Source organism: Candidatus Zixiibacteriota bacterium, from assembly GCA_019038695.1.
Taxonomy (GTDB): Bacteria; Zixibacteria; MSB-5A5; order GN15; family FEB-12; genus B120-G9.
The window spans coordinates 13038-38139 of the sequence record JAHOYZ010000013.1; the positions used below are offsets into that span (position 1 = coordinate 13038).

24 protein-coding genes are annotated in these 25102 nt (G+C 51.4%); 6 read left to right on the plus strand and 18 right to left on the minus strand.

The features are described from left to right. Positions 1 to 58 precede the first annotated feature (58 nt). Entirely contained in the window at positions 59 to 550 is a 492-nt protein-coding gene (locus KOO62_05950; protein ID MBU8933531.1) for a dCMP deaminase family protein, read from the plus strand. A 225-nt stretch (positions 551 to 775) separates the two neighbouring features. After that, positions 776 to 2101, plus strand: a complete 1326-nt coding sequence (locus KOO62_05955) for a glutamine synthetase family protein (GenBank protein ID MBU8933532.1) — start codon at positions 776 to 778, stop codon at positions 2099 to 2101. Between the two features lie 17 nt (positions 2102 to 2118). On the opposite strand, the gene KOO62_05960 is transcribed toward KOO62_05955, so the two are convergent. The 8 genes from KOO62_05960 to KOO62_05995 all read right to left on the minus strand — a co-directional run bounded on the left by KOO62_05960 (position 2119) and on the right by KOO62_05995 (position 9226). Next, positions 2119 to 3948, minus strand: a complete 1830-nt coding sequence (locus KOO62_05960; GenBank protein MBU8933533.1) for a hypothetical protein — start codon at positions 3946 to 3948, stop codon at positions 2119 to 2121. Between the two features lie 25 nt (positions 3949 to 3973). Next, positions 3974 to 4543 (minus strand): TetR/AcrR family transcriptional regulator, encoded by a 570-nt coding sequence (locus KOO62_05965; GenBank protein MBU8933534.1) that lies wholly within the window; start codon positions 4541 to 4543, stop codon positions 3974 to 3976. A gap of 167 nt (positions 4544 to 4710) precedes the next feature. Beyond that, positions 4711 to 5166 (minus strand): ribose 5-phosphate isomerase B, encoded by a 456-nt coding sequence (gene rpiB, locus KOO62_05970; GenBank protein ID MBU8933535.1) that lies wholly within the window; start codon positions 5164 to 5166, stop codon positions 4711 to 4713. A gap of 214 nt (positions 5167 to 5380) precedes the next feature. After that, a complete protein-coding gene (locus tag KOO62_05975) occupies positions 5381 to 5863 on the minus strand; it encodes a GNAT family N-acetyltransferase (GenBank protein MBU8933536.1) in 483 nt (160 codons plus the stop codon). A 101-nt stretch (positions 5864 to 5964) separates the two neighbouring features. Continuing rightward, the gene (locus KOO62_05980; protein ID MBU8933537.1) at positions 5965 to 6579 is read right to left on the minus strand and encodes a porin family protein; all 615 of its coding nucleotides are present in this window, start codon (positions 6577 to 6579) and stop codon (positions 5965 to 5967) included. A gap of 195 nt (positions 6580 to 6774) precedes the next feature. Further along, positions 6775 to 7491: a porin family protein gene (locus KOO62_05985; protein ID MBU8933538.1), complete on the minus strand. Its 717-nt coding sequence runs from the start codon at positions 7489 to 7491 to the stop codon at positions 6775 to 6777. 267 nt (positions 7492 to 7758) lie between these two features. Beyond that, positions 7759 to 8361 (minus strand): outer membrane beta-barrel protein, encoded by a 603-nt coding sequence (locus tag KOO62_05990; protein MBU8933539.1) that lies wholly within the window; start codon positions 8359 to 8361, stop codon positions 7759 to 7761. Positions 8362 to 8608: 247 nt separating this feature from the next. After that, positions 8609 to 9226 carry a PorT family protein gene (locus KOO62_05995; protein ID MBU8933540.1) on the minus strand — a complete coding sequence of 206 codons (618 nt, stop codon included), beginning with the start codon at positions 9224 to 9226 and terminating at the stop codon, positions 8609 to 8611. Between the two features lie 283 nt (positions 9227 to 9509). On the opposite strand from KOO62_05995, the gene KOO62_06000 reads away from it, so the two are divergent. From KOO62_06000 to KOO62_06015, 4 genes are read left to right on the plus strand one after another with little or no spacing between them, the layout of a single operon-like run. Beyond that, positions 9510 to 10703, plus strand: coding sequence for an acetyl-CoA C-acetyltransferase (locus tag KOO62_06000; GenBank protein MBU8933541.1), 1194 nt, complete (start codon positions 9510 to 9512; stop codon positions 10701 to 10703). A gap of 21 nt (positions 10704 to 10724) precedes the next feature. Then, positions 10725 to 11588 (plus strand): 3-hydroxybutyryl-CoA dehydrogenase, encoded by an 864-nt coding sequence (locus KOO62_06005; GenBank protein MBU8933542.1) that lies wholly within the window; start codon positions 10725 to 10727, stop codon positions 11586 to 11588. A gap of 11 nt (positions 11589 to 11599) precedes the next feature. Beyond that, the gene (locus KOO62_06010; protein ID MBU8933543.1) at positions 11600 to 12742 is read left to right on the plus strand and encodes an acyl-CoA dehydrogenase family protein; all 1143 of its coding nucleotides are present in this window, start codon (positions 11600 to 11602) and stop codon (positions 12740 to 12742) included. 3 nt (positions 12743 to 12745) lie between these two features. After that, positions 12746 to 13891, plus strand: a complete 1146-nt coding sequence (locus tag KOO62_06015) for an acyl-CoA dehydrogenase family protein (GenBank protein MBU8933544.1) — start codon at positions 12746 to 12748, stop codon at positions 13889 to 13891. A 71-nt stretch (positions 13892 to 13962) separates the two neighbouring features. Here the strand turns inward: KOO62_06015 and KOO62_06020 are convergent, their stop codons facing one another. From KOO62_06020 to KOO62_06065, 10 genes are all read right to left on the minus strand, one after another. Further along, positions 13963 to 16326: a carbohydrate binding family 9 domain-containing protein gene (locus tag KOO62_06020; GenBank protein MBU8933545.1), complete on the minus strand. Its 2364-nt coding sequence runs from the start codon at positions 16324 to 16326 to the stop codon at positions 13963 to 13965. A 348-nt stretch (positions 16327 to 16674) separates the two neighbouring features. Further along, positions 16675 to 17178 carry a hypothetical protein gene (locus KOO62_06025; GenBank protein MBU8933546.1) on the minus strand — a complete coding sequence of 168 codons (504 nt, stop codon included), beginning with the start codon at positions 17176 to 17178 and terminating at the stop codon, positions 16675 to 16677. Continuing rightward, positions 17171 to 18682: an acetyl-CoA carboxylase biotin carboxylase subunit gene (locus KOO62_06030; protein ID MBU8933547.1), complete on the minus strand. Its 1512-nt coding sequence runs from the start codon at positions 18680 to 18682 to the stop codon at positions 17171 to 17173. The genes KOO62_06025 and KOO62_06030 overlap by 8 nt, the downstream gene beginning before the upstream one ends. Positions 18683 to 18722: 40 nt before the next feature. After that, a complete protein-coding gene (locus KOO62_06035; protein MBU8933548.1) occupies positions 18723 to 19505 on the minus strand; it encodes an enoyl-CoA hydratase/isomerase family protein in 783 nt (260 codons plus the stop codon). Positions 19506 to 19526: 21 nt separating this feature from the next. Then, positions 19527 to 21134 carry a methylcrotonoyl-CoA carboxylase gene (locus tag KOO62_06040; protein ID MBU8933549.1) on the minus strand — a complete coding sequence of 536 codons (1608 nt, stop codon included), beginning with the start codon at positions 21132 to 21134 and terminating at the stop codon, positions 19527 to 19529. Positions 21135 to 21253: 119 nt separating this feature from the next. Beyond that, positions 21254 to 21748, minus strand: a complete 495-nt coding sequence (locus KOO62_06045; protein MBU8933550.1) for a DinB family protein — start codon at positions 21746 to 21748, stop codon at positions 21254 to 21256. A 167-nt stretch (positions 21749 to 21915) separates the two neighbouring features. Beyond that, positions 21916 to 23055, minus strand: a complete 1140-nt coding sequence (locus tag KOO62_06050; protein MBU8933551.1) for a hypothetical protein — start codon at positions 23053 to 23055, stop codon at positions 21916 to 21918. Positions 23056 to 23095: 40 nt separating this feature from the next. Next, complete coding sequence (locus KOO62_06055; GenBank protein MBU8933552.1) at positions 23096 to 23590, minus strand: hypothetical protein; 495 nt, start codon at positions 23588 to 23590, stop codon at positions 23096 to 23098. A gap of 80 nt (positions 23591 to 23670) precedes the next feature. After that, on the minus strand, positions 23671 to 24072 hold the full coding sequence (locus tag KOO62_06060; protein ID MBU8933553.1) for a Zn-ribbon domain-containing OB-fold protein: 402 nt from the start codon (positions 24070 to 24072) through the stop codon (positions 23671 to 23673). Further along, positions 24072 to 25102: thiolase domain-containing protein (locus KOO62_06065; GenBank protein ID MBU8933554.1), on the minus strand; the 1031-nt coding region annotated here is incomplete at its 5' end. The genes KOO62_06065 and KOO62_06060, both read right to left, overlap by 1 nt.

The window sequence follows — 25102 nt, forward strand, 5'->3', positions numbered from 1 at the left end:
CTCATCCGCGCCACAAATTCCTTTCCCTCTCCCCTGCCAAGCGCTATAATCCTCCATCATGGATACCAAACGTACCGACTACATCAGCTGGGAAGAGTATTTCATGGCCATCGCCCAGCTTTCGGCCAAACGGTCCAAAGACCCCAGTACCCAGGTCGGGGCGTGTATCGTCAATGCCAGCAAGCGGATTATCGGCATTGGCTACAATGGCTTCCCCATTGGCTGCTCCGATGACGAACTCCCCTGGGGTCGTCAGGGAGATTTTCTCGACACCAAATATCCCTATGTCTGCCACGCCGAAATGAACGCTATCACCAACGCCTCCAACAAACCGGACCTTGACGGCGCCAGTATATACGTCTCACTATTTCCTTGCAATGAGTGCGCCAAACTCATTGTACAGGTTGGCATTAAAGAAGTCGTCTATCTGTCGGACAAGTACCAGGACGACCCGGTTTTCGTGGCCGCTCGACGTATTTTCGACATGGCCGGAGTGGCTTGCCGCCAGCTTGAGCCGACCCACACCGACATCAATCTGAAGCTGGAATAATTCCCAGCATATCCACCATACGACCCAAGACCACAGGCCTCTACTACTGAGCTAACCATGCCGATAATTGATGGTAAGGATCGCTTCTTGTGGTGCTTGCGATATCGCTGGCCCCTTGTAGCCACCCCGGACAGTTTTTGTTGCATTGAGCGAGCCAGTTCACAATAGTAGTTTTTTCGGAGATGATGCTGTGCCCCGAACTATTGTCTTTCAGGAGCCCAAACCATGACCAGAACCAGAGAAGACGTTCTGCGGCTGATCCACGAAGCCGGCGTGCGCTATATCCGCCTTTGTTTCACCGATATTCTGGGGAAGATCAAGGGGATGTCAATTACTCGCTCCGAGATCGAACAGGTTCTTGAAGAAGGACAGGGGTTCGATGGTTCTTCAGTGGCAGGGTTTGCGCGCATTGAAGAATCCGACCTGATGGCTGTGCCTGACCCACTCACATTCCGCGTTATCCCCTGGGAAATATCCGGCGAAAAAGTGGCTATGATGTTCTGTGACATCACCAATCCTGACGGTACTCCCTACGACGGCGACCCGCGTTGGGTGCTCAAGCGTAATCTTCAGAGAGTACAGAAAAAGAGATGGACGCTTAATGTCGGACCTGAGATTGAGTATTTCTACTTCAAGAACGATCAAGGCACAGAAGCTCTCGATCGGGATGGTTATTTTGACTTCGGCACGGTCGACATTGGTTCGCAGGTGCGCAAAGCGACTGTTAATGCTCTCGAAGCTATCGATATCCCCGTAGAATGTTCGCATCACGAAGTAGCCCCTTCGCAACACGAGATCGACCTGAAATATCAGGAAGCGCTCGTGATGGCAGACTTCGCTCAAGTCTATCGGTTTATCGTCAAACAGGTAGCGATGCAGAACGGACTCTATGCTACCTTCATGCCCAAACCTGTCTTCGGCCAGAACGGATCCGGGATGCATTGTCATATGTCTCTTTTCAAAGGCGACAAGAATCTTTTCTTCGACGGCAAGGACGAATACAATCTGTCTAAGATGGCTCGCCAATTCACAGCCGGCTTATTGAAACATGTTTGCGAGTTTGCGCTCGTTACCAACCAATGGGTCAATTCCTACAAACGCCTGGTACCGGGTTATGAAGCGCCGGTCTACATTGGCTGGGGAAGGCGAAACCGTTCGAGCATGGTGCGAGTGCCATTGTATCGGATCGGCAAGGAGAAAGCGACGCGGATAGAATTGCGTTCACCCGACCCAGCCTCTAATCCATACCTGGTCTTCTCCGCCATGCTGGCGGCCGGGATGGCGGGGATTGAAGGTAAGTACAAACTGGCCGATCCGATTGAGGATAACATTTTTGAAATGTCCGAGGCTACGAAAAAGAGCAACAACATCAAGACTCTTCCAAACTCGCTTGAGAACGCGATTCGATTGTTCGAGGAATCGGAGTTGATGAAAAAGTGTTTAGGGGAACACGTTCACGCCAAACTGATCGCGAACAAGAAAATCGAGTGGGATCAGTATCGAGTCCATGTCAGCCACCACGAACTCGACAAATACCTGCCTATGCTGTAATTCGGGAATAGCTCTCGCTACAGAGCGCGGCGTTGTTTGGTCGACCCGGATGGAGTCGCACCATCAGATGGTTTCTCACCTATCAGAGCGTTGAGTTCTTTACCAGCACCCGCCAGGTCACGCAAGAACTTCACCCTCGCTTCGGGACTAAGTTCCTCCGCTAGACGACCGTAGTATTCGATGCCCAAAATCATATTTTGGCCAAAATCGCTGAGGTACTTCCGAATGCGATCCGTATCGGCCTCGTCGCCATCAAGCTGTTCACGCAGCATCTCAATGTAAAGGCGCAGTTCGGTGATAAACATATGGGGACGGCCGGGACTCATAGGCAGTGCCTGTCGCCCATAGATATGGTCAAGCATCTGCTCAAGAGTTGTGACAGTCGAATAGTGAGCGATACTTGGTCCACAGCAAATCGCCGAGTTGAACTCACCCTCTACCCCATGGCGCGACAGAGCATTGGCGGCGAGATCTTCACAGAGACAAACTCGCTCCATTACTTCCTGCGCCTTCCGGTAAAAACCAGCCGGTGCGAGGTCATCTTCTTTCAGGGCTTTCAAGCGCCGACTCTGATAGCCTCGCGAGGCAGGACAGAGTGCTTTTTCGGTAAACTCTGTACTTGAAGCCAGGAATCCCTTGGGACACGGACTCCCGGGTTTTCCGTCCTTGATCCGCTTAAGACGGGTTTCCTCGCTCAACGATGTGCGCAGAAGCCAGAACGGTACGCCCAAAGGTGAACTGTGACTGAGCCAGACATCTCGATCCGAAGCCTCAGCCAGTTTCTCGAGATGACTGGCATCAACATTGGTGACTTCAGGAACCAGCAGGAACGGAGTTCCCCAGCCGGTACTATCGACTTTATAGTATTCGCGTAGGAAAGTATCTTCATCGGCCGTGGAAATTCCACCCTGGACAGTAATGCGAACCGACGGCGGTTCAGCAGGTGTGGCCAAATCGCGAGCGTCCAGAGCCTTGCAGTAAGTGGCATGAAGCTGCTTGATCGTGCTCTCTTTCTCACTGACAAACTCAGCGAGGATGGGGCCCATAAGATGTCCCTTGGTTGCAAAAGCATGGCCACCGCAGTTGAGCCCGGATTCTATCCGGTATTCCGAAACCCACAACCCCTTCTTGGCCAGGAGTCTGCTCTGTATCTGGGCGGAACGAAAATCACTGACCTTGAGGGTGATTCCTTTCCGGGGAGCTTCGTCTCCGTGAGGGAAGAAATCATCAAATTTCTCAAGGTAGGCGAACAGGGGCCGATTCATCCCGGCAGAAAAAACAACCGAAGATCTCAATTTGCTTCGGGCGAAACCGCGCAGGGAGGATTTGGCAACACCGAATTCAGGAGGTAAATCTGTTTCTTCTCGGTATGCAGTCCCGTCAACCTTGGTCATTATGTTGACATCAATCGCCCCCGGAACAATATGCCGGCGCAATTCATCCTGAAGACCTTTTCTGGTTGCCTCGTCGGTTGTCGCGAGCATTCGTTCGTAAGCAAGTTTTAGTGCTGAATCGGGAAGCAATTCGAAGTAGCGTGTGATGTCAGTCCCAGGCTCAAACGATTCAGTCTTGACAGTTGTGATCTGGGCCGTTACGAGATCATCCAATAAATCAAGGTAAGCTGTAATACGGTTCGCCCTGGAATCGGGCTCATTCTTGGAGATTGCCTTGAAAGGAAGACCCGCCTTATCGGAGTGGATTTTCCGCATGGTCTCAATGAGAATATCATCGCCGATAGATACAACCGATGAGATTCCAAACCTGGCTATCCGCAATGGCGAATCGATAGTAAACCCGGTTCCCATAACGGGAATGTGAAATGAGTGCGGAGCTACTCTGTCACTCATTGTTATCCATGCTGCTGCCAAATGGCTACCTCTTCCTGATGCCGTTGATCATCACATCCATCATCATCTCAACATAATCCTCAAGCGATACGCCCATCCCCTTAGTGGCCCATGAGTACTCCTGCGCTTTCAGAGAAACGACCATCATATGCGATACCAGAGCAGGATCTTTTACATCCAGTTCGCCGGATTCATTCCCCTGACGAAGAACATCCTCAACTATCTTCCTCTCTTGTGCAAGAAACCACTCCCGAGTCTCCGCCACAAACGGCCAATAGTCCTGGGAAGTTTCCTGCGTAACCTGATAGAAATTGATCAGATCACGAAACTTCTCCATCTTGGTCAACAGGTGAGCCTTGAACTTGCCGAGTACTGTATCTTCACCATCTACGGCTTCCTGTATCGCCTGCAACAACATGTCGGCCTCGGTTTTGACAACGTCGTCGAAAACCTCTCCCTTGTTGCGATAGAGCTTGTAAATGGTACCCTTGGAAACATGCGCCTCGCTGGCAATGTCGGAAATCGTGACCTTTTTAAGCCCGAAACGGGAGAAAAGCTGCTGCGCAGCTTGAAGAATGTCTTCTTTCCTGGTCACCACTGGCCTCGTCATTGAGTACGTTTTGGTCATAATACGTTCTACCGTTACCAATAGCAACAACTATTCTCGTTTTGCCAAAGATTCTTTAAGACCACGCTCACAAGCTCCTCAAAATAACCATAGTGACTAGTAACCACATATACACAAGACACTTAGCCAGCCCTTTAATCAGTCACCGACAGACCTTCTTCCACCGCACGAATCTTATTTACTCGAGGAAGATGCCGTCCACCCTCAAACGGAGTATCGATGAAACTCTTGAGAATCTCTTCGATCTGATCTTCCGGCGTATATTTCTGTGCAAGGGTAAGGACATTGGCATCATTGTGCGACCGGGTCAGAAAAGCCATCTCGGCATTCAGGGCCAGTCCAGCCCGGATACCTTTAATTTTGTTGGCAGTGATGTTCATTCCGTTGCCGGTCCAGCAAATTGTAACCCCTCGGTCTACGTCTCCCCCGGCGACAGCTAGGGCAACTTTCAATCCATAGTCAGGATAGTCAACCGAATCTTCTGAGTGGGTGCCAAAATCAACAACGTCGTGTCCCCATGAAATCAGGATCTCTTTGACCTTCTCCTTGAACTTCAGACCAGCATGGTCACACCCAATAGCAATCCTCATCGTACCGCTTCTCCATTGTATTCGGTCGGGGTCATGGGATCTCCTGTATCGGGGCAGAACTATTCTTCACACTGCTGCATATGATAATGGAAAGGGTGTGCGATATCAATGGGAAACCCAATATCATTTCAAAGACAACATCCAATGCCGTCATGCAATCAGGCAATGCCTATGAGCGGAGTCGAAGGATAGCGACAACCAACCCAACATATCCTTAAGCGTCCTGGCCATCCAGCACCAGGAAAACCTCATCTTCGATCTCCTTGGCCCATTCTATGTCCCACACTTTGAAACCTAAATTCCGATAAAGGGAAGCTGCCGCGATGTTCTTCTTTTGATGGCTCGTGGCTATTAGTTCAACTTCAGGATGCAAACGCAATCTTCTGATGACCTCAATCATTGATGCTTTTCCATAACCCTGTCGCTGAAATTTCTGATCCACCATCAGGCGCAGGATGAATCCAACCCCGGCCACCAATTCGTACATAGTAAAACCGACCATAGGTAGTTTCGGTTTTTCCCAGCCTCTGGCCTCCACATCATATATTCCCAGCGGACAGAGGGTCGGGTTCACATAGGCTTCTGCCAGTGACTTGGCATTGCTGGCTACCAATCCGGCCTGCGATTCGTCAACATCCAGATTGATGCACTCACGATAATTTTCTTTTGTAATTGGTTGTAATGTTACCTGTTTCATTCTTGATTCCTTATTACAACGCTACGAACATTCTGTACAAAGACGCAGTCACTCTGTGGAATGTGGTACATTGAGCTTGCAGTGTGTTCACCGTCCTGAGATCAGAACTTAACACCAAGCGAGATCGGGATCATCACAATCCTATCATCCGAGCTACCCAATGCCACAGCATCAGCATCACCGGCAATGCTCATATAGGCCGCCTGAACAAAGAACGTCAGTCCGGGGCCTCTCTTGAATTCAAGACCAGCCCCAAAGTTGTAATATAACTTGGAGGACGTGAACTCAGCTTCCGGCGCACTGTCAGACGTAATCTCACCCAGATTCAGATTGGCCATCCCCAGGCCAATAAAACCGAACGGTTTGATAGGCACAGCCGGAGCGCCAACAGCCATTCGGGCATCAACACCATAAGAGAGAACCGTGAAAGAGCCACCATCAACATTGCCTAAAGCATCGCCGGCGTAGACATCGCTGTCCAGCCCGAGATTGTGGTAGCCAATTTTTCCTACCATTTGAATCATGGGCGAAACGTTCAGACCCATACCAACGAAACCGTGAAAACCCATATTGTAAACATCTTTGAAATCAGCCGGTTGATTCGGGAGTGTGACACCACCACCCGCGTAAATGTTGAATGGCTTGCTCGGCAATTGAGCTGACGCCCCAACAGCCAGCAACACGACCAGAATGATTGTTATGTGTAACGCTTTCATCACATGACCTCCTGTCAGTCAGATTCCACTTTCACATTCTCTATGAGAATTGTAACCCGCGCGACGGAGGGGACGCAACACAAAAACGCACCCTCCACATGTTCGTCAGATTTTGACAATAAAAAAAGCCCCGCCGACAACGGCGGGGCTTGAAATGTCAATTGATGGATTGATGGCGGGGCTATGCCCCTGCCGCTACTGACCCAGCTTGAAGATCAGCCCTGCTCTGATCGGCAGATATCCAATCGGGTCACCCTCGACAGCTACTTGGGCGTATCTAACATCCGCAAAGATCCCCACGGTCGGTGAAACCATGTAGTCAAAACCAGCTCCGATATTGAAAGCGAGTTTCGTCTCGGTCTGTTCTGGGATCGTCTCCGAGATCGTTGTATCCACAAGGGGGGGATAGACAATGTGCATTTCCAATTCTGTAGAGGCCTGCTTGGCATTGGTCATCCCCAGTCCGCCCAGAATGAATGGCTTGAACTTCGCCTGCTGTTGCCCCACCGGTATGGTGAACTTAACGTCACCCATAATCTCAATCAACTCCAATTTCGTGCCGTTGGTGTTGATGTCAAAAGTAAAACCAGTCATGCCGCCAGACAGCCGGATGAATTCGTCCTCCAACGCCTGCGAAAATCCGTCATCATCGAAGGCAAACGAGTTGTAGGAGACCCAGCCGATGATCTCGACGTTCGGGCTGATCTGAAAACCGACCCCGCCCCCGATATGGGTGCCGTTCTTGTACATGTCTTTGATGCCGATTTCACTCCCATCCAGACCGCCGATGGCATCCGGCTTCATCGGCATGCTGATGCCGCCACCGACATAAAACACCGGCTTGGCACCCTCGGTCCATCCGGTTGCTGCGACGAGCAGCACCAGGGCTATCATAACAATTGCGTGTCTCACACGAAGTCCTCCGTTAGCGGTTTCAATTTGGTTTCATCAGCCGGGCTCGCCCGAACCTGATCCTTCCCATTGCGTGTGATGCTCTGTCAATGATGATTTTAATCCAAACAAGGGTTACAGTCGACCAGCGTCAAGCGTTTTCGGGAAAGACGCAACCACGGGGTAGCAAAAAAAAAGCCCCGCCGATAACGACGAGGCATAAGAGGTGCTTTGTTGTGTTCGAAGTAAGGAGCTTTTGCCCAGAACAACGCCCCATCTCGGCATCACCTAGCCTCCGAAACCGATCGCAACCCCGGCAGTAATCGGAATGAAGGTGGTCGCCTCACCTGATGTAGTAATGCTGATGTATCGAAACTGGAAGAAGAACTTTGTAGAGGGTGACGATGCGAATTCCAATCCTCCTCCTAACCCAATATACATCTTGGTTTCGTCTAAACCAACCGGGATGGTCTCGCCGGCGCCGGTGACATCAGAAAAAGATATCGTGCCCATGCCCAGCTCTCCCAGTAAGTATGGCCTGGCGGAGGCTGTTGGAACTCCCAACGCTACCCGGACGTCGGCCCCTATCAGGAGAGCCTGCATATCCAAACCGTCAATACCAACAACGCCAAGTTTGCCCCAGTCAAAGGCAAAAGAGTGGTACTCCAACTTGGGCACCAAACGGACATTCGGACTTAGGGGAAAACCAATACCCACCGAGCCGTGAAAGCCCATCTTCCAATAGTCAGAAAATTCACTGGGCGACGACGGCATCCCGATGCCCGCGCCTCCATAGAATGTGGTCCGCTCTTGTGCGCAGAGCGAGCCAGAGATTAGCACGAGCATGACGACCAAGCCGACAAGCCCTGTATGCATTAGATTTTTGTGCATTCCATTTCCTCCTTGTGATGTCCCGTTACGGTCATTTGCGCCAATGGACTCCGCAGTGGTTTAGAAAGAAACGAGCCTGCCCCGAAGACGGAACCCATCGGTGTACTCTTGGAATTAGGCCAATTAACCGAATGACGTGTGTGATGTCAACTGCTATTGCGAACTACAGAAGGCTACGAATACACCACAAAAAAGCCCCGCCGATAACGGCGGGGCTTGTACTATCAATACAACGATCGACAGATGATTAGAACGAGTAGCCGAGCATGATCGAGATGTTGGCATTCTTATTGTCGGGCAAAGTTTCACCTTCCTCGACATCCCAATCATTGACGTTGGACATACCAAGCGTATAACGGGCATCAAAGGTCAACATGCCTTCACCCATGACCAAGCCAAAGCCACCACCAAAGGCCAGGCCGAAGTCAATACTCTTCAAATCGTCTTTGATGTCCTCGTCTTCTACCTTAGCACTCATCAGGATACCGAGCGCCGGACCAGCAAACAGACAGGGTTTGAAGTTGCCTTCCGTCGGGAACTTGAACTTAACGAGAACAGGAATCTCAAGGTAATCCACTTTGATCTTCCATGTTTCACCGTCCTCATCATCAAACTGAGCACCCTTCATCATGTACAGGACCTCAGGCTGGATTACTAACTGTGGTGATACGGCATAGACCAAAAAACCACCAAAGCCAAAGCCCAGTTTCATGTCCAGATCATCGACATCATCACCGGTGATATTGGCCATATTGATGCCGGCCTTGATACCCTTACCAACGATACCGGTGGTGGCCTCATCCTGTGCTGCGGCACCAAGTGCCAGCATGGCGATCAGACCCAATGTGAGAAATAAAGTCTTCATTCTCCCTCCCAATAACAGTGTTTGGTTGTCCGATTTCAATTGGCTCTTAGTTTTCAATTTCACATCCCTTGTGCACTAAAAAAGACGTCCTTTGTCCTTTGCGACTCCAACAAAACAATTTACCAGGAATAATGTCAAACAAAAAAACAAGGCCGTTATGACCTTAAGGATAGCTTCGTATTGACAGGATTTTGTGAAATGGTTCACTTGCGCACCGGTCGTAATTTGGTTACTATAGCACAACAATGCGAATGTGACATAGTAAAGAATGGAGGAAACGAGTATGTCCGATCAAAACGAAGCCTACATCGTGTCTGCCTGTCGAAGCGCCATCGGGGTTCTTCACAGTCATCTTTCGGCTTTCACAGCCCCCCAATTGGGAGCCTTGGCGGTCAAAGAAGCTCTGGCTCGATCTGGAGTTGATCCTGTTGACGTTGAGGAAGTTATCATGGGTCAAGTAGTCCAGGGTGGCTCCAACCAAGCCCCGGCTCGCCAGGCCGCAATTCACGGCGGAGTACCGCCAGAGGCAGCTGCCATGACTATCAACAAGGTGTGTGGCTCAGGATTGAAAGCCGTCATGCTGGCAGCGCAGTCGATCCGCGCCGGTGACCAGAATGTCATCCTCGCCGGTGGCATGGAATCGATGTCCAACGCACCGATGATTCTCTCCGCCGCGGTCAAACGAGGTACGAAATTCGGGCATCAGAAATTGATAGATATTATGCTCACCGACGGCCTTTGGGATAGTTTCAACGACTTCCATATGGGAGTGGCTGCGGAGTTGACCCAGAAGAAAACCAATATCACCCGCGAAGAACAAGACGAATTTGCCGCCAATTCGCACCATAAGGCACTTGCGGCTCAGGAGGGTGGAAAATTCGACGCCGAGATATTCCCCATCGAGATCAAACAACGTAAAGGCGATCCTGTCATCTTCAACAAGGACGAAGGTCCCCGCCCCGGTATCTCGGTCGAAAAACTGGCAAGACTTCGTCCTGCATTCGAAAAGGGCGGCACTGTCACCGCCGGTAACGCTCCAGGACTGAACGATGGTTCCTCGGCGGCAGTTATTGTTTCGGGCACTTATCTCAAAGAAAAGGGTCTGACTCCGCTGGCGAAGATTATTGACTACGCGGTCGCCGGCACCAAACCCGAAGATTTGTTTTTCGCACCTATCTATGCTGTACAGAAACTGATGAAGAAAATGGATGTGGACATCAACCACTTCGACCTGATTGAAGCCAATGAGGCTTTCTCGGTCCAGGCATTGGCCGACGGCAAGGAACTTGGCTGGGATTGGGATCGCGTCAATGTACATGGCGGCGCGGTTGCTCTGGGACATCCCATCGGAGCGTCCGGTACGCGTGTTCTGACAACCTTGATCTATGCACTGAAAGATCGCGGCCTGAAAACCGGGCTGGCTACGCTTTGCCTTGGCGGTGGAAACGCCGTGGCTATGTCCATCGAAATATGCTGATTGACTTAAGGAGAGATACTGATGAATACAGATGACATTAAGAAAATAGCCATCATCGGCTGCGGCACGATGGGCAACGGCATCGCTCAAGTAGCTGCCACTACCGGAATTGATATTGTTCTGATTGATATCAAACAAGAATTCCTTGATCGCGCCATCGCCGGTATCGGGAAAAGTCTCGACCGCATGATCAAGAAAGAGAAAATCACTGAAGACGACAAAAAGTCCACGCTGGGACGCATCACTACCAACACCGAGTTGACAGCTGCCAAAGATGCTCAGCTGGTTATCGAAGCGGTAACCGAGGACCTGGACATCAAGCTCGACATCTTCAAAAAGCTCGAAGATATTTGCGGTCCCGAGGTCTATTTTGCCTCCAACACCTCCTCTTTGCCGATCACGCAACTGGCTGCTGTCACCAAACGGCCTGAGATGTTTATCGGGATGCACTTCATGAACCCGGTACCGATGATGAAGCTGATCGAGCTGATTCGCGGCATCGCAACCTCTGATGAGACCTATAATCTAATCGAGGGATTGGCCAAGAAACTGGGCAAGACGCCTATTCTCGTGAACGATTTCCCGGGCTTCATTGCCAACCGCATCCTGTTGCCGATGATCAACGAAGCCATATACGCTCATTTCGAAGGCGTGGGAACAATCGAAGCCATCGATTCAGTTATGAAACTCGGCATGGCTCATCCTATGGGGCCGTTCACACTTGCCGACTTCATTGGTCTGGACGTTTGCCTTGCGGTCCTGGAGGTTCTTCATGACGGTCTTGGTGATCCGAAGTATCGTCCGTGTCCGTTGCTGAAAAAGATGGTCCAGGCCGGGTACCTCGGTCGTAAGACCGGTCGCGGATTTTACGATTACAGCAAGTAAGGAGTCGAGTTATGGATTTCAATCTCAATGAAGAGGATCTTGAACTCAAACAGATGGCTCAGGAATTTGCTGAGAAACGTCTCTATCCACGAGCCGAGGAAATGGACGAAACAGCGACTACACCACCGGAGCTAATTAAGGAAGTCGGCGAGTTGGGCTATCTGGGCTTCACAGTCCCGGAAGAACACGGTGGCATGGGACTCAGTACAACCGCGTTTGCCGGAGTGTTGGAAGAGTTCTGCGCGGCCAGCGCCGGGTTTGGAATCCTCCTGTCGGTCCATTGTTCCCTCTGTTGCGAAATCATCAAGCTGTTTGGCTCCGATGATCTAAAAAAGAAATACCTGCCAGAAATGGCGACCGGTGAGAAGATCGGTGCATATTGTGTCACCGAACCAAACGCCGGTACTGACCTGGCGGCCATCGCTACCACTTCCGAAGACAAGGGCGACCACTATCTCATTAACGGTACCAAAACGTTTGTAACCAACGGCGGTCTGGCCGGAGTGTTTATTGTCTTTGCCAAAACCGACCCCGAAGCCGGACAACTGGGGTTGAGCTGTTTTGTAGTAGACTGTGATCTTGACGGCATTACTATCGGCAAACCGGAGCATAAGTGCGGCATCAAAGCCTCCGATACTCGCGAGGTCAATTTCGCCGATGTCAGAATCCCGAAAGAGAACCTCCTTGGCGAATTGGGTAAGGGCTTCATGATGGCGGTCACAATCCTCAATTCGGGCCGGATAGGTGTGTCCTTCCAAGCGACTGGAATTGCCCGGTCCGCGCTCGAAGAGGCTATCAAGTACTCGAAGGAACGTAAACAGTTCGGCAAACCGCTGGCTGCCTTTCAGTCATTGCAATTTAAGATGGCCGACATGGCCACCCGAATTGACGCCGGACGTCTCATGGCCTACCGGGCGGCCGGACTCAAGGATGCTGGCTTGCCTTGTCATCGAGAAGCATCAATGTCTAAACTGTTCTGCTCGCAGACAGCCAATTATGTCGTCAATGAAGCCCTCCAGATTCATGGCGGTTATGGCTACATGAAGGAATATGCCGTCGAACGTTACTTCCGCGATGCCCGTGTGACAGAAATCTACGAGGGAACAACTGAAGCCCAAAAGCTGGTCATTTCCAGAGATCTACTGAAGGACTAAGCCGTGCTGAAGAAGAAACACCAAGAATACCGGGAGAAGATTCGCGCCTTCGCTCTGGAGAAGATTGAGCCGTTGGCCAAGTCAATTGATGATGAGCAACGCTTCCCCGAGGAACAGCTCAAGTCATTAGCCGAGATGGGTCTGCTGGGGCTGCTTATCCCGGATGAGTTTGATGGTCGGCAGGTCGATACGATCAGCTATTCGATTGCCGTCGAGGAAGTATCCCGGGTGTGTGGCTCGACCGGTATTACCATCGCCGCTCACAACTCGCTGGGAACATTCCCGATTCTCAAGTTCGGCAACAACGATCAGAAGATGAAGTATCTCCCCCGGGCTTCTCGTGGGGAATTGCTCGCCTTCGGATTGACCGAACCCGATGCCGGGTCTGACGCCGGTGGCACCAGATCAATGGCGCTTCGTGATGGAGACGACTGGATCATTAATGGCACCAAGTGTTTCATCACATCAGCCACACCGGCTATGGCCACAATTGCTACCGCTCGAACATCCGACAAGCCCGAAGAGAAGGACATCACATCGTTCATTCTCGAAAAGGGCTGGGAAGGCTACTCGGTCGGCAAAAAAGAGAACAAACTGGGCCTGCGTGGATCCGATACAGCCTCACTGCATTTTGATGACATGAAAGTTTCTGATGCATACAGGCTGGGTGATATCGGCGATGGCTTCAAACAGATGCTCATAACACTCGACGGCGGTCGTATTTCTATTGGCGCTATGGCGCTTGGTCTGGCTCAGGGTGCACTCGATTGTGCTTTGAAATACGCCGCCGACCGCAAGCAGTTCGGTAAACCAATCGTCGCCAACCAGGCCATCCAGCACAGACTGGCTGATATGGCGACCGAGATCGAAGCCGCCCGGTTGTTGATCTACGATTGCTCGGAGCGTAAAGATACCGGGGTTCCGTTCAGTAGTCATTCGGCCATGTGCAAGCTGTATGCCTCGGAAGTTGGTCGGCGTGCGGCGCACAGTGCTATGGAAATTCTTGGCGGGATCGGATACTACACCGGTCCTTACCCGGTGGAACGTATCTGGCGGGATGTCAAGCTGTGCGAAATCGGCGAAGGTACTTCTGAGATACAGCGGCTTGTCATTGCGCGCGATCTGTTAGCGTCGTTGAAGAAAGCATAGAAATAAAAGGACCGGAGCTTCAACTCCGGTCCTTCTTTCGATAATCTGTCTCGATAACCTCACTATCGAATTTACAGCTGGAACAAGTACTGCAGCTTGACGAAGAACTGCCGTGCGGTCAGGCACGTCTTGTCGTAGGGCCATCGATATTGACCAACGTATGCCGTTCCTTCCTTGTTGAGACCATATAGTTTCTCATAATCATTCGTCATGCCAACATAGAACATCGTGAACGGGTTAAGCCGGTATGTCAGTAGAGGATCAAAATCCCACGTCTCGGAAAAATCATTGTACTGGGCAACAAACCGCAACGAAATCTCGCGCGTGAACTGTACACTCAGCTTACTGCGAGCAGTAAATCCCTTGAAGAGCATAGCGTCGGTCTCCAGGTCACGGCTCTGAATGTAGCTGAACCAGTTCTCCACAAAAATGCGATCAAGCGGTTTTAGATCAAGCCACCCTCCGAGAGAAATCTCTTTCCCCATCACGACCGCACCCCGGGCAATGCGATGACCGTAGCTTACGTTTCCTCCAAATGAAATCAGCTCACTCGGCTGCGTAGAAACACAAATGTGTGTTGACCAGATATCATCAAACTGGACTCCGGCGTAATTCTCGCCACTTCTCATGTATTGAGCATGTATATTTGTCCGAGCCTTCCGAAGCTGCGCGGACATATTGAGGAAGACCCATTCGTCCTTGATCTTCCCTTCAGTATTCCAGATCCGTGCCACAAAGAAGTCCGGACGAATAGACTCTATGAGACCATTATCGGACGGACGGATCGTATAGCCAGCCATCACACTCGCCTGACGGCGATTGTTGACTCGTTCATTTCCATTATCGGTTCGGAAGCGTGGGCCGAGTTCAGAGTACTGTGCACGAGCCCACACATCGCGCGCATCGTAATCTAGCAACCCTAAATAGCCATATCCCCAGAATGACTGTCCATCAAATCCCCCGGTCAGGTCGTCATCGAAGTAGTAATCGTTAAGACTGACCGCACTACCACTCTTATAGTCGTTGATTTCGAGGTCCGCTGTCAGTTCAGAATCGTCGGGTTCTTCCGTGTGACTTGCTGCAATTTGCCCACGAAGACGAAAGTTCTTGTTGAGTCGAAAAGAACCATCGAGGCTATAGAGCGAACCAGCTCCGCCGCCTTCGATTCGCCGATCAGTTACCAACAATCCGACTTGGGAGTTATCGCCAAAGGTTTGTCTTGCCCGGAAGAAATTCGAGATGCTCTTGCCAACCCCAAAACTGGACGTACTCCCTTCCTCAAAGGGAATCACCATCGGGCTGTTCTCGTCATGCGCGACGAGATATGCGATGCTGGTTTTGTTGATACGAGCGGTCGCCTTGGCCGCAAAATCCGGGTCGTTGATAGATCGCGTATAGACTGCCCCCATGAGGGTACGGAACAGATCGCTACCCTCCTGGAAAAACGGCCTCTTCTCCGGGAACGAAAGAGCTGTTGTCGAGTTCACATCAATCTGGTCGGCATCAGCCTCAACCTGACTGAAATCAGGGTTATAAGTAGCCTCGGTAGTGATATTGGATGTAATAGAATACTTGGCGCTGATAGCCAGTTCCCCTTTGGCATCATCATTCTGAAAATCGAGCGGCGAACCAAGATCCCCTTCGGAGAACAACTCACCCGCCTGATAACCAACCATAGCCGGAAGTATCTCGATCCCGCGACCGGGTTTGACATTTTCTATGCCAGTGATTGTCCCCCACTGACATGGCCAGCATGGCTCATCACGGTCATAAGCGGCCCATGACATCGTGTAGTGAGTCTCACGCCAATGATGACGCCAGAAATCTACTTTCCATTCCTGAACTTCCTGATTTGGAAAACGCAGGCTCGAAAAAGGGATTGCAATTTCAACCTGATAACCAGAATCGGTGACCTTGCCAGCTGATTCCCAAATAAGATCATACCGGCCATCCTCGCCAAAACCGTTGGACCAGATTGCATCCGCCTGAACACCACAGGCGTTGACGTTCATAGTGTAGGCCCAGGCGGCATCTCCATAGGTGTCGAGACAAAAACAGATATTGTCATCGCCATACATTCGGTCTCGTTCACACAGCGATGTGCGAGTTTCGGCCGGGTCGTCATAGCAGACAAAAGCGACATAGAGATGATCGTCATCGTACGTCATGAAAGCCCGGGTATCCACCGGCGGTTTAACTTGATCGCCCGGATCATGTTCGGCGAAATTATCCGCCATCGCAGCCCCCTGCCAACCGGGGTCACCCAGATCGCCATCGACATGGATTGCCTGCGTGGTTTTCGTCACATGCAAACTCGGATGATATACGGGTGTGAAATCGTTATCGGCGATAGCTGATGCTGCGATTAGCAGACACATCATCGCCAGTCCGAGACAGTAGTTGTGAGATCGTGAGATTCTTAGCAATGAAGCCATCAGGTGTTTCCTTCTTCGCTTGACGTTCCACTTCAATTCTCCGCTCGTCTTCAAATACGACGAGAGAGCCAACGTATATGCATTACTTAACGATGCATAACTAAGAAAGATGCATGAAATTGTATATGAATATCAGGAAGTTGAGCTATGCAATTTAGTGGATCGATATTGTCTTCATCTTCAACACCAAGTAGGTTAAGCAGCCTGTTCTCGTCGCCCTGAGCGGAGTCGAAGGGTGATAAAGGTCGAATGAGTTCCGTTCATGCTTCGACTCCGCTCAGCATGACAGTCAAGCCGACAGGCGGCTTGACCTACAAGACTAAAGGTTCCTCGCTATGGGAACCGTGCCTACTCCGCCAGCTCCAACTCGATAATCGGACTGTCGGTATCGACCTGATCACCATCGGCGAAATTGATCGCCTTGACTTTGCCGTTAGCGCGACACAACACCGGGTTTTCCATCTTCATCGCCTCGACAATGACGAGCTGCTGCTTTTCGGTAACCTCGTCATCGACTTTGACCAACAGCTTGACGATCTTGCCCGGCATGGGCGCAAAGACTTTGTCCTTCTCTCCCCCGGCATCTCCAGCACCTCCACCGAAAACATCATCCGAAGGTTCCCGCAACTCAATCAAGACAGAATCAATATCAATATAGGTCGTTCCATCTTTGGCGCGAGCAGCAGCCACCTGCCGCCGGGTTCCATTGACGAAAGCGTGGAACAGATTGTCACCGGAGGGATAGAGTTCCACGACCTTGTTGTCAATTGTAACAAGAAAGGTCTCAGCCTTTTTCTCGACAGACGAGGTGACAGGGTCAGATCCCTCGATCAGAAACTCATAGCTACTCATTGATAGAATCTCCTATCTGCCAACTGCCGATGGTTTGCCAGGGCGACGGTGTGGCGAAATCACCTTCCTTCCCATTGTAGTCGCCGGCAGAGACCACCGCCTGGGCTGTAACACTGGCCGCAGCAACAGCGATTTCCCGGTATGCACCAAGATCAAGTTTTCGGTTAGCCATGTGTTCTGCGATGAAATCGGTATAGGTTCGCCCGGCCATAAACTCGGGATGCTGCATGACGTCAATCATGAACTTCTTGGACGTCTTGACCCCCAGAATCTTATAGGCGTTGAGAGCATCAATCATCTTCGTGACGGCCAACTCTCGCGTGGGAGCGTGGACAATCAGCTTCGCCAGAATCGGATCGTAGTCGATTGTGACTTCCATTCCGGCCACGATACCCGAGTCGACTCGCACCCCCGGCCCAACCGGCTCAGAGTAGTGAAGAATACTGCCGGTCGAGGGCATAAAGTTGTTTTCACCATCTTCAGCATATATGCGGCACTCAATAGCATGTCCGCGCTGGGTGAGATTCTTTACCTGGTCGGATAATTCCAACCCGGCAGCTATACGAATCTGCTCAACAACCAGGTCCACACCTGCGACCATCTCAGTGATTGGGTGTTCGACCTGAATGCGGGTATTCATTTCGAGGAAATAGTATTTCCCACTTTCATCAAGAAGGAATTCAACCGTCCCGGCACTGTAATAATCAGCCGCCTTGGCAACATTGACAGCATCGGCTCCCATGCGGGCGCGCAGGTCATCGTCAACCGCCACCGAGGGCGTCTCTTCAATGATCTTCTGGTGCCGTCGCTGGATAGAACACTCGCGCTCAAAAACGTGGATCGTGTTCCCATGGGTATCGCCGAGGATTTGGAATTCTATATGACGTGGATTGACGATGTATTTTTCCAGATAGACGGTGTCGTCATCGAACGCATTCTTCGCTTCCCGTTGTGCCGCCTCAAGAGCATCCTCAAGTTCATCAGCCGTATGTACAACCCGCATCCCTTTGCCGCCGCCACCGGCCGCCGCCTTGATAATTACCGGGTAGCCCGCTTCCTTGGCCGTCTTCTTGTACAACTCGATATCAACCGATGAATCTTTCATTCCCGGAATCAACGGAATACCGGCGTCGGCCATCTTGACACGTGAGGCCACTTTGTTGCCAAGCAACCTTATCGCCTCCGAAGATGGACCAATAAACGTAATTTTCTCCTCGCCACACCGCTTGACCAGAATTGGATTCTCGGACAGAAAACCATAACCGGGATGAATAGCATCGCAACCGGTTTCTTTAGCCGTATTGATAATCTTCTCGATATCCAGATATGATTCACGCGGCGGCGAAGCACCAATGTGTACTGCCTCATCGGCGAAGAAGCGATGTTTGCTCCCAGCATCGGCATCCGAATATACAGCTACGCACGGAATCCCGAGAGTCCGACAAGCGTTCATCACCCGGACAGCGATCTCAGATCGATTGGCCACCAGTATCTTGTTGAACAGTTGCTTCATTTCTAAACGTCACCTCATTGATTAAACAATCTCATTGCGCCCACTTCGGCTTGCGTTTGTTAAGAAATGCATCCATCCCCTCCTGACCCTCGTCGGAGACTCGTAAATGGGCGATCATCTCGGCCGTGTACGGTTTAAACTGCTCCGGCGACATAGCAGTAACTTCGCTGACAAGTTTCTTGGCCATCGCCACCGCCTCGGGTCCAGAAGACAGTATCCATTTGATGAGTTTACCCACATCATCATCGAGCTGGTCATCATCAACGACCCGATTAACCAGCCCGACCTCATGGGCGCGGTCGCCGTTCATGCGTTCGCCGGTGATAAACAGTTCACGCGTCTTTCCCTCGCCCATCTTCCTTATAACATAGGGACCGATACAGGCCGGGACGACACCAATCTTAACCTCGGAGAACGAAAACACCGCCGACCGGGCGGCAATAGCAATATCGCACACCGCGACAAAACCGGTCCCTCCACCAATAGCCGCGCCGTTGATCCGACCGATTACCGGACGCTTGCAGGTGTAGATACTGTAGAAGAGGTCAGCCAGGGCGTTTGATTCGGCGAGGTTTTCATCGAAGGTCTGTTTGATCACACCACGCATCCAGTTTAAATCGGCACCGGCACAGAAAGACTTACCGGTTCCGGTCAGAAGCACAACCCGAATGTCATCATCAGCCTTGATGTCCTCAAACACCTGGGTCATTTCAGAGATAACGGTGCCGTTAAAGGCGTTGTGAATCTCCGGTCGGTTAAACGTGACCTGGGCTTGCCGGTCTTTCTTTTCGTATGTAATCGTAGTCAAGTTCATAGGTTTATCAACCTCCGGCTGTTACATCCTAAACACGCCGTATTTCTGGTCGGGAATCTCGGCGTTGAGCGATGTCGAAATACCCAGGGCTAATGCCTGGCGCGTCTCGGTGAAACCCAGCATGCCGTCATCCCACAGCCGCGCTCCGGAATAGTACGGTGTTGACTCTTCCTCGTACTTGTCAATTATCGGTTGGCGGATTTCATCAATCTCCTCAGGCGTCAGCTTGCGTCCTTCTTTCTCCAGTTGCCTGATTTTCACGGACGAAAGCACACCCGCTGCTTGCTCCCCCCCCATAACACAAATCTTGGCGTTGGGCCACATCCACATTATCCGCGGGAAATAACCGCGTCCACACATAGCGTAATTGCCTGCTCCATACGAACCGCCAACCACGATCGTGAACCGGGGTACATCAGCGTTAGCCACGGCGTGGACTAGTTTGGCGCCGTCACGCGCAATCCCCCCCGCTTCATATTTCTGTCCAACGATAAACCCGGAGATGTTCTGCAGGAAAAGAAGTGGAATCTTACGCTCTGTACAAAGCTCAATGAAATGGGCGCCCTTGAGTGATGACTCGGAGAAGAGTACACCATTATTGCCAAGGATTCCAACCGAATAACCCATTATACGGGCAAAACCGGTCACCAGAGTGGCGCCATACAGCTCCTTGAATTCATGGAATCGAGAACCGTCTACAATGCGGGCTATCACTTCGCGTACATCAAATGGTTTACGGATATCGTTCGAAACCACGCCGTATAGTTCGTCCGGATCGTAATATGGATCCTCTGGAGTGCCCCGATCCAGGGGAAATTTAGAGGAGCGGTTGAGGTTCTCTACGATATTCCGGCAGATCTTGAGCGCATGTTCATCATTCTGGGCGTAGTGATCCGACACACCTGAAGTGCGACAATGGACATCAGCTCCACCCAGATCCTCCGCCGTCACATCGGCCCCGGTCGCCGCCTTCACAAGAGGGGGACCGCCAATGAAAATAGTCGCCTGCTTGCGCACCATGATCGTCTCGTCGGACATGGCCGGCAAGTAAGCTCCGCCTGCCGTACAGGAACCCATAACAACCGAAATCTGAGTAATTCCCTTGGCCGACATGCGTGCCTGGTTGAAGAAAATACGTCCGAAATTGTCCTTATCCGGAAAAACTCCCGACTGGCGGGGAAGAAATACCCCTCCGGAGTCGACCAGATAGATGCAGGGCAGATGATTATCCTCGGCAATCCGCTGAGCGCGGGCGTGTTTCCGAACTGTTATCGGATAGTAGGAACCTCCCTTGACAGTCGCATCGTTGGCAATGACCATTACTTCCCGGCCATGAACTGAACCGATGCCCGTAATCAATCCCGCCGCTGGTGCATCATTACCGTAAATATCATAGGCGGCCAGCGAACTCAGTTCCAGAAATGGCGTGTTCTTATCCAGCAGGTGCGCTATACGGTCACGAGTGAGCAGCTTCTTGCGATCCAGGTGACGTTGACGGGATTTCTCCGGACCACCAAGTTTGACCTTTTCAAGGCGTTCCTTGAATTCGGTATGCTGCTTCTTGTTGAGTTCGTAATTGAGTTTGAAATCTTCAGAGCTAGTGCTGATCTTCGTTTCTATCCTGAACATGCGCGCTTCTTCCGTTAGCTAAGGATGTCTCTATTCCGTGTCTGCGGTGATCCTCGCCACCGCCATTAGTCAGGAATATAGGTCGGCGCATCTCAGTTGTAAAGCTGTTCCCATCTGCGTTAGCTTTCGGACTTACCAACCCACCTGGGGGCGGAGTCGGTCTTCTGCCGTAAGATCAGATTCAATTGGGCGGCGTGATGCTGTACATGGCGCATCTTGTACAAAAGTAACTCGGCGACAGTGATCTCAGGCCTTTCAAATCCACAACGTTGATGAGCCGTTTGGTCGTTCAAGCCTTCAATCCGTGCCCGACACTTATTACGGCCGTGTTTGAGATAGGTCAGCAGTTCATCCTTCGTATAGACCCGATCAGGAAAAGCACCCGCTGGGTCAAGTTCACTCAGGGTAAATGGGGCCGAAGGGGCAAACCCTTCGGACGACTCTGACATGTAATAGTCGAGAAAAAACAGGGTGTGATAAGCTATGTACCAGAACTCCTGAGGTCCTGGGCGATCACCCCAGATTTCTTTGGGACAGGCTACGATAGCGTTTTCGAGCATGTCAATGGCTGCTCCGAACTGCTGCCAGATCATTGTTTTGAAGGTAGTGTTCATTCTAAATCTCCTGATAAACGCGGTTATAGGGTAACCTCCGCCCGGGATTCCTCATGGAGACCCCTACGATCCCCTTAATTGTATAACCGACAACCTGGGGTAGCAGTCGTAGGGCGGGTCCGTCCTCGAACCCGCCAACCACCGGCAGGTTTGAAGACAGATCTGCCCTACGAGCCAGATAGCCGTACCGCCTGGATCATCAGGTCACGATGACTCTTATTCTCTCGATAGATTTTCTCATAGAAAGGCACAAAGTGCCCCTCGTCCATTCCAGTCAGAGGATAGACGAGTTCCTTGGTGTCAAGAACCATTCGATTGTAGAACTTAGCCAGGCATTCAAACGCCTCGTACAGACGCTTCCCGTCATGCTCTCCGGTGGCAGCGAGCTCAAGATACGTTTCCATTAACAAGTGTGAACCAACCTCATGGCTCAAGAATTGACAAGTCTGATCGAATGGTTTGTCATAGTAGAACAGGTTCTTCGAGTAACCAATTGAATTAGCATCCGAGCCACCCTTGTTGGCAAAACAGAGGATAATCTCGTATTCGTCGGCCTTGAACTCGATACCCAACAATTGTTCCCATTGAGCGATCAGATCCCGACCCGCCACAAACTCACTCATTTCCAAAAGCCTAGGCGTCATCGCCGCTACAGCTTCCGGCCAGACCTGTTCCCGATACGGTTCGATGCTGTTCATGAATATCTCGGCGGTTCGCCTGAAAAGATCGTGGAAGTCCTGGTCGGCATCGGCGGGGAAATCAAGTCCTTCGCGGACATGTTTCATGAGTGGATCGGACCAGTCATGTTCGGGGTAGCATTCGAACAAAGGAGATGGATCGCCCGAAAGAAGGATCCGACGGATCACATTGAAATAATCCTGAAAATCTCCCCTCGTTCCAAGCTTGAGCCAGGACGGCAGGTAGATAAACGAACTGGCAAGTGTACTGGGCTCGCCGTGACCGATCCAGAGCAGAGAGCCATGATATCTTAAAAAAGCCAGGTCTTGAGGGTTTACAACCTGACTGTACTTAGCAGCGTAATCGGATTCATAACCGATTTGGGCGGAGGCCAACATATGCCAGAGGAAGTTGGGACCGAAGCGGGTTGAAATTATGATCGGCTTGGGCCATTCAGGTCGGGGAATTGAAATTTCATTGGGGGCAGCATGGACGCCACCATAGTCACCGGTAAGGTCAGGTACAAACTCGTGAAAGCGTTCAGATTCGGGATGCCGCAACTGGCCATGCGTGGTCTTGGATTTGAGGTCCTCTGGTTTGCTAGGGTGTCCATTACGTCTGCTCGTCATACCTAAGCTCCGTGAACACATCCGATAGAGGCCGCTGTCTCTATAGTCCTAATAGTCCTATGATCGAACTGAGAGGACATTCGTTCGAAAGCACTATGTTGCCTGCTCTGCAGATTAGCCCTCCGATCAGGGCAAAGAGCATTGAGATGAGAGAGCCAAGAATCCCTGTAGTACATCTGTTCAACTCGATTACGGCTGGCTGACGGTTGCCTTTCGGATGACTCAGGAAACCTTTCGCAGCGGTCCAGGCGACCATTGCCACTGCAGCCCCTCCCACATCGAATGCAACGACGATGACAAAGAAGGCTCTCTCCCAGAGGGCATTGGAATCCTTACCAAACGTGGAACCCATGTACCAGCCCTTCCTCGGCGCCGCGACCGGATTGTCATTGTAGTAGTCGCACATCTGCGGGTCACCGCAAGCAAGAGACTTTCGTATACGCTTGAGTATCAGCCCCGTCAGCTTGCCCAAGAGTAGAGCGATCAGCAGTCCGACAATCCAAAGCCCCAACCCCAACACAACACTCTGGCACATACATACACCTCCCTCGGCATGTTAGCCCTATGTAAACTACCGGGCAGACGTCTCCGCCTGCCCGGTTAAGTTTGATCAGCCTACCACCACTTCGGGGTAAATTTGTGACCGTAACTGAGGATATCGTGATGACCCTCGGTTTGGATGCGACGGAACTCAACCCGTACTTCCATTCCGATTTTCACCGTATCCACATCAACGTCACACATCTGCCCAAAAATGCGGGTACCATCGGTTAGGTCGACGATAGCCAGCGCGTAGGGAGCCGTGTCGCCCCACTGACCCGGAGCAACCCGGATAACAGTGTAGGTTACAATCTTTCCTGTATCCGCAAGGCGCACGATTTCGTAATCCGTGTCGCCGTTCTCCGGATCGATAGTCCGCACCGGATAGTAGGTCTTACCACTCTTCTTGAACTTGGAGGCTTCGCCACGGTACCGCGCCGGGTACTCTCTCCAGTTGCGTGCACTAAATTGAGACATCACGCCACCTCCAGTATGTGAACGGTTGATGAGCCGCCGGAGCCGCCCATGTTCTGAGCCATGCCAATTTTCGGATTGCTCTTCAACTGGCGGTCGCCTTCGGCCTGACCGGTTAATTGTTTATAGACTTCAACTATCTGGGCAATACCAGTCGCGCCTACAGGATGGCCTTTCGACTTCAAACCACCCGAAGTGTTCACCGGGAACTTGCCGTCAAGAGCCGATGCTCCAGCCAAGATCGCATCACCAGCTTTGCCGGGTGCGTACACACCGATAGATTCTAAAACGACGAGTTCAGCAATCGTAAAACAATCATGAACTTCGGCGAACTGGATATCCTTAATCGTCTTGCCTGCCATCTTCAAAGCCCGATCAGACGCCAGAGTAGCCGCCTTGATTGTGGTCAAATCGGCCCGTTGGGCGAGCTGAATAGTGTCCGTAGCAGCACCGGAACCGAGCACCTTGATGTACGGCTTGCCGAGCTTCTTGGCAACTTCTTCAGTCGTCACAATCACCGCCGCAGCGCCATCAGTGATCGGCGAGCAGTCGAGAATACGTAGCGGGTCGGCAATCATTACCGAACCCTCAACCGTTTCCGGCTTAAGTTTAAACGGATACTGCGCAACGGGATTCATTGATCCGTTAAAGTGATTCTTCACTGAAATCGCCGTCAACATCTGTCGCGTCGTTCCATACTTAGCCATGTGAGCATTAGCCATCATAGCGTACAGCCCTGGGAATGTTGCTCCGTGGAAAACCTCGTACTCCTGGTCGGCGGCGGTGGCCAAAGCGGCCGTAGCATCATCGCCAGAGCAGTCAGTCATTTTTTCCACACCGGCAGCCATGACGATATCCGACATGCCCGAGGCGACTTCGATATAGGCAGAGCGGAAAGACAGCCCGCCCGAGGCACAGGCCGATTCGACGCGCGTGGCGGGAAGGCCCGGCATACCCATGTAGTCGGCCATCAACGAGCCGAGATGTTCCTGGTGGACAAATAGCCCACTGGACATACAGCCGATGTAAAGTG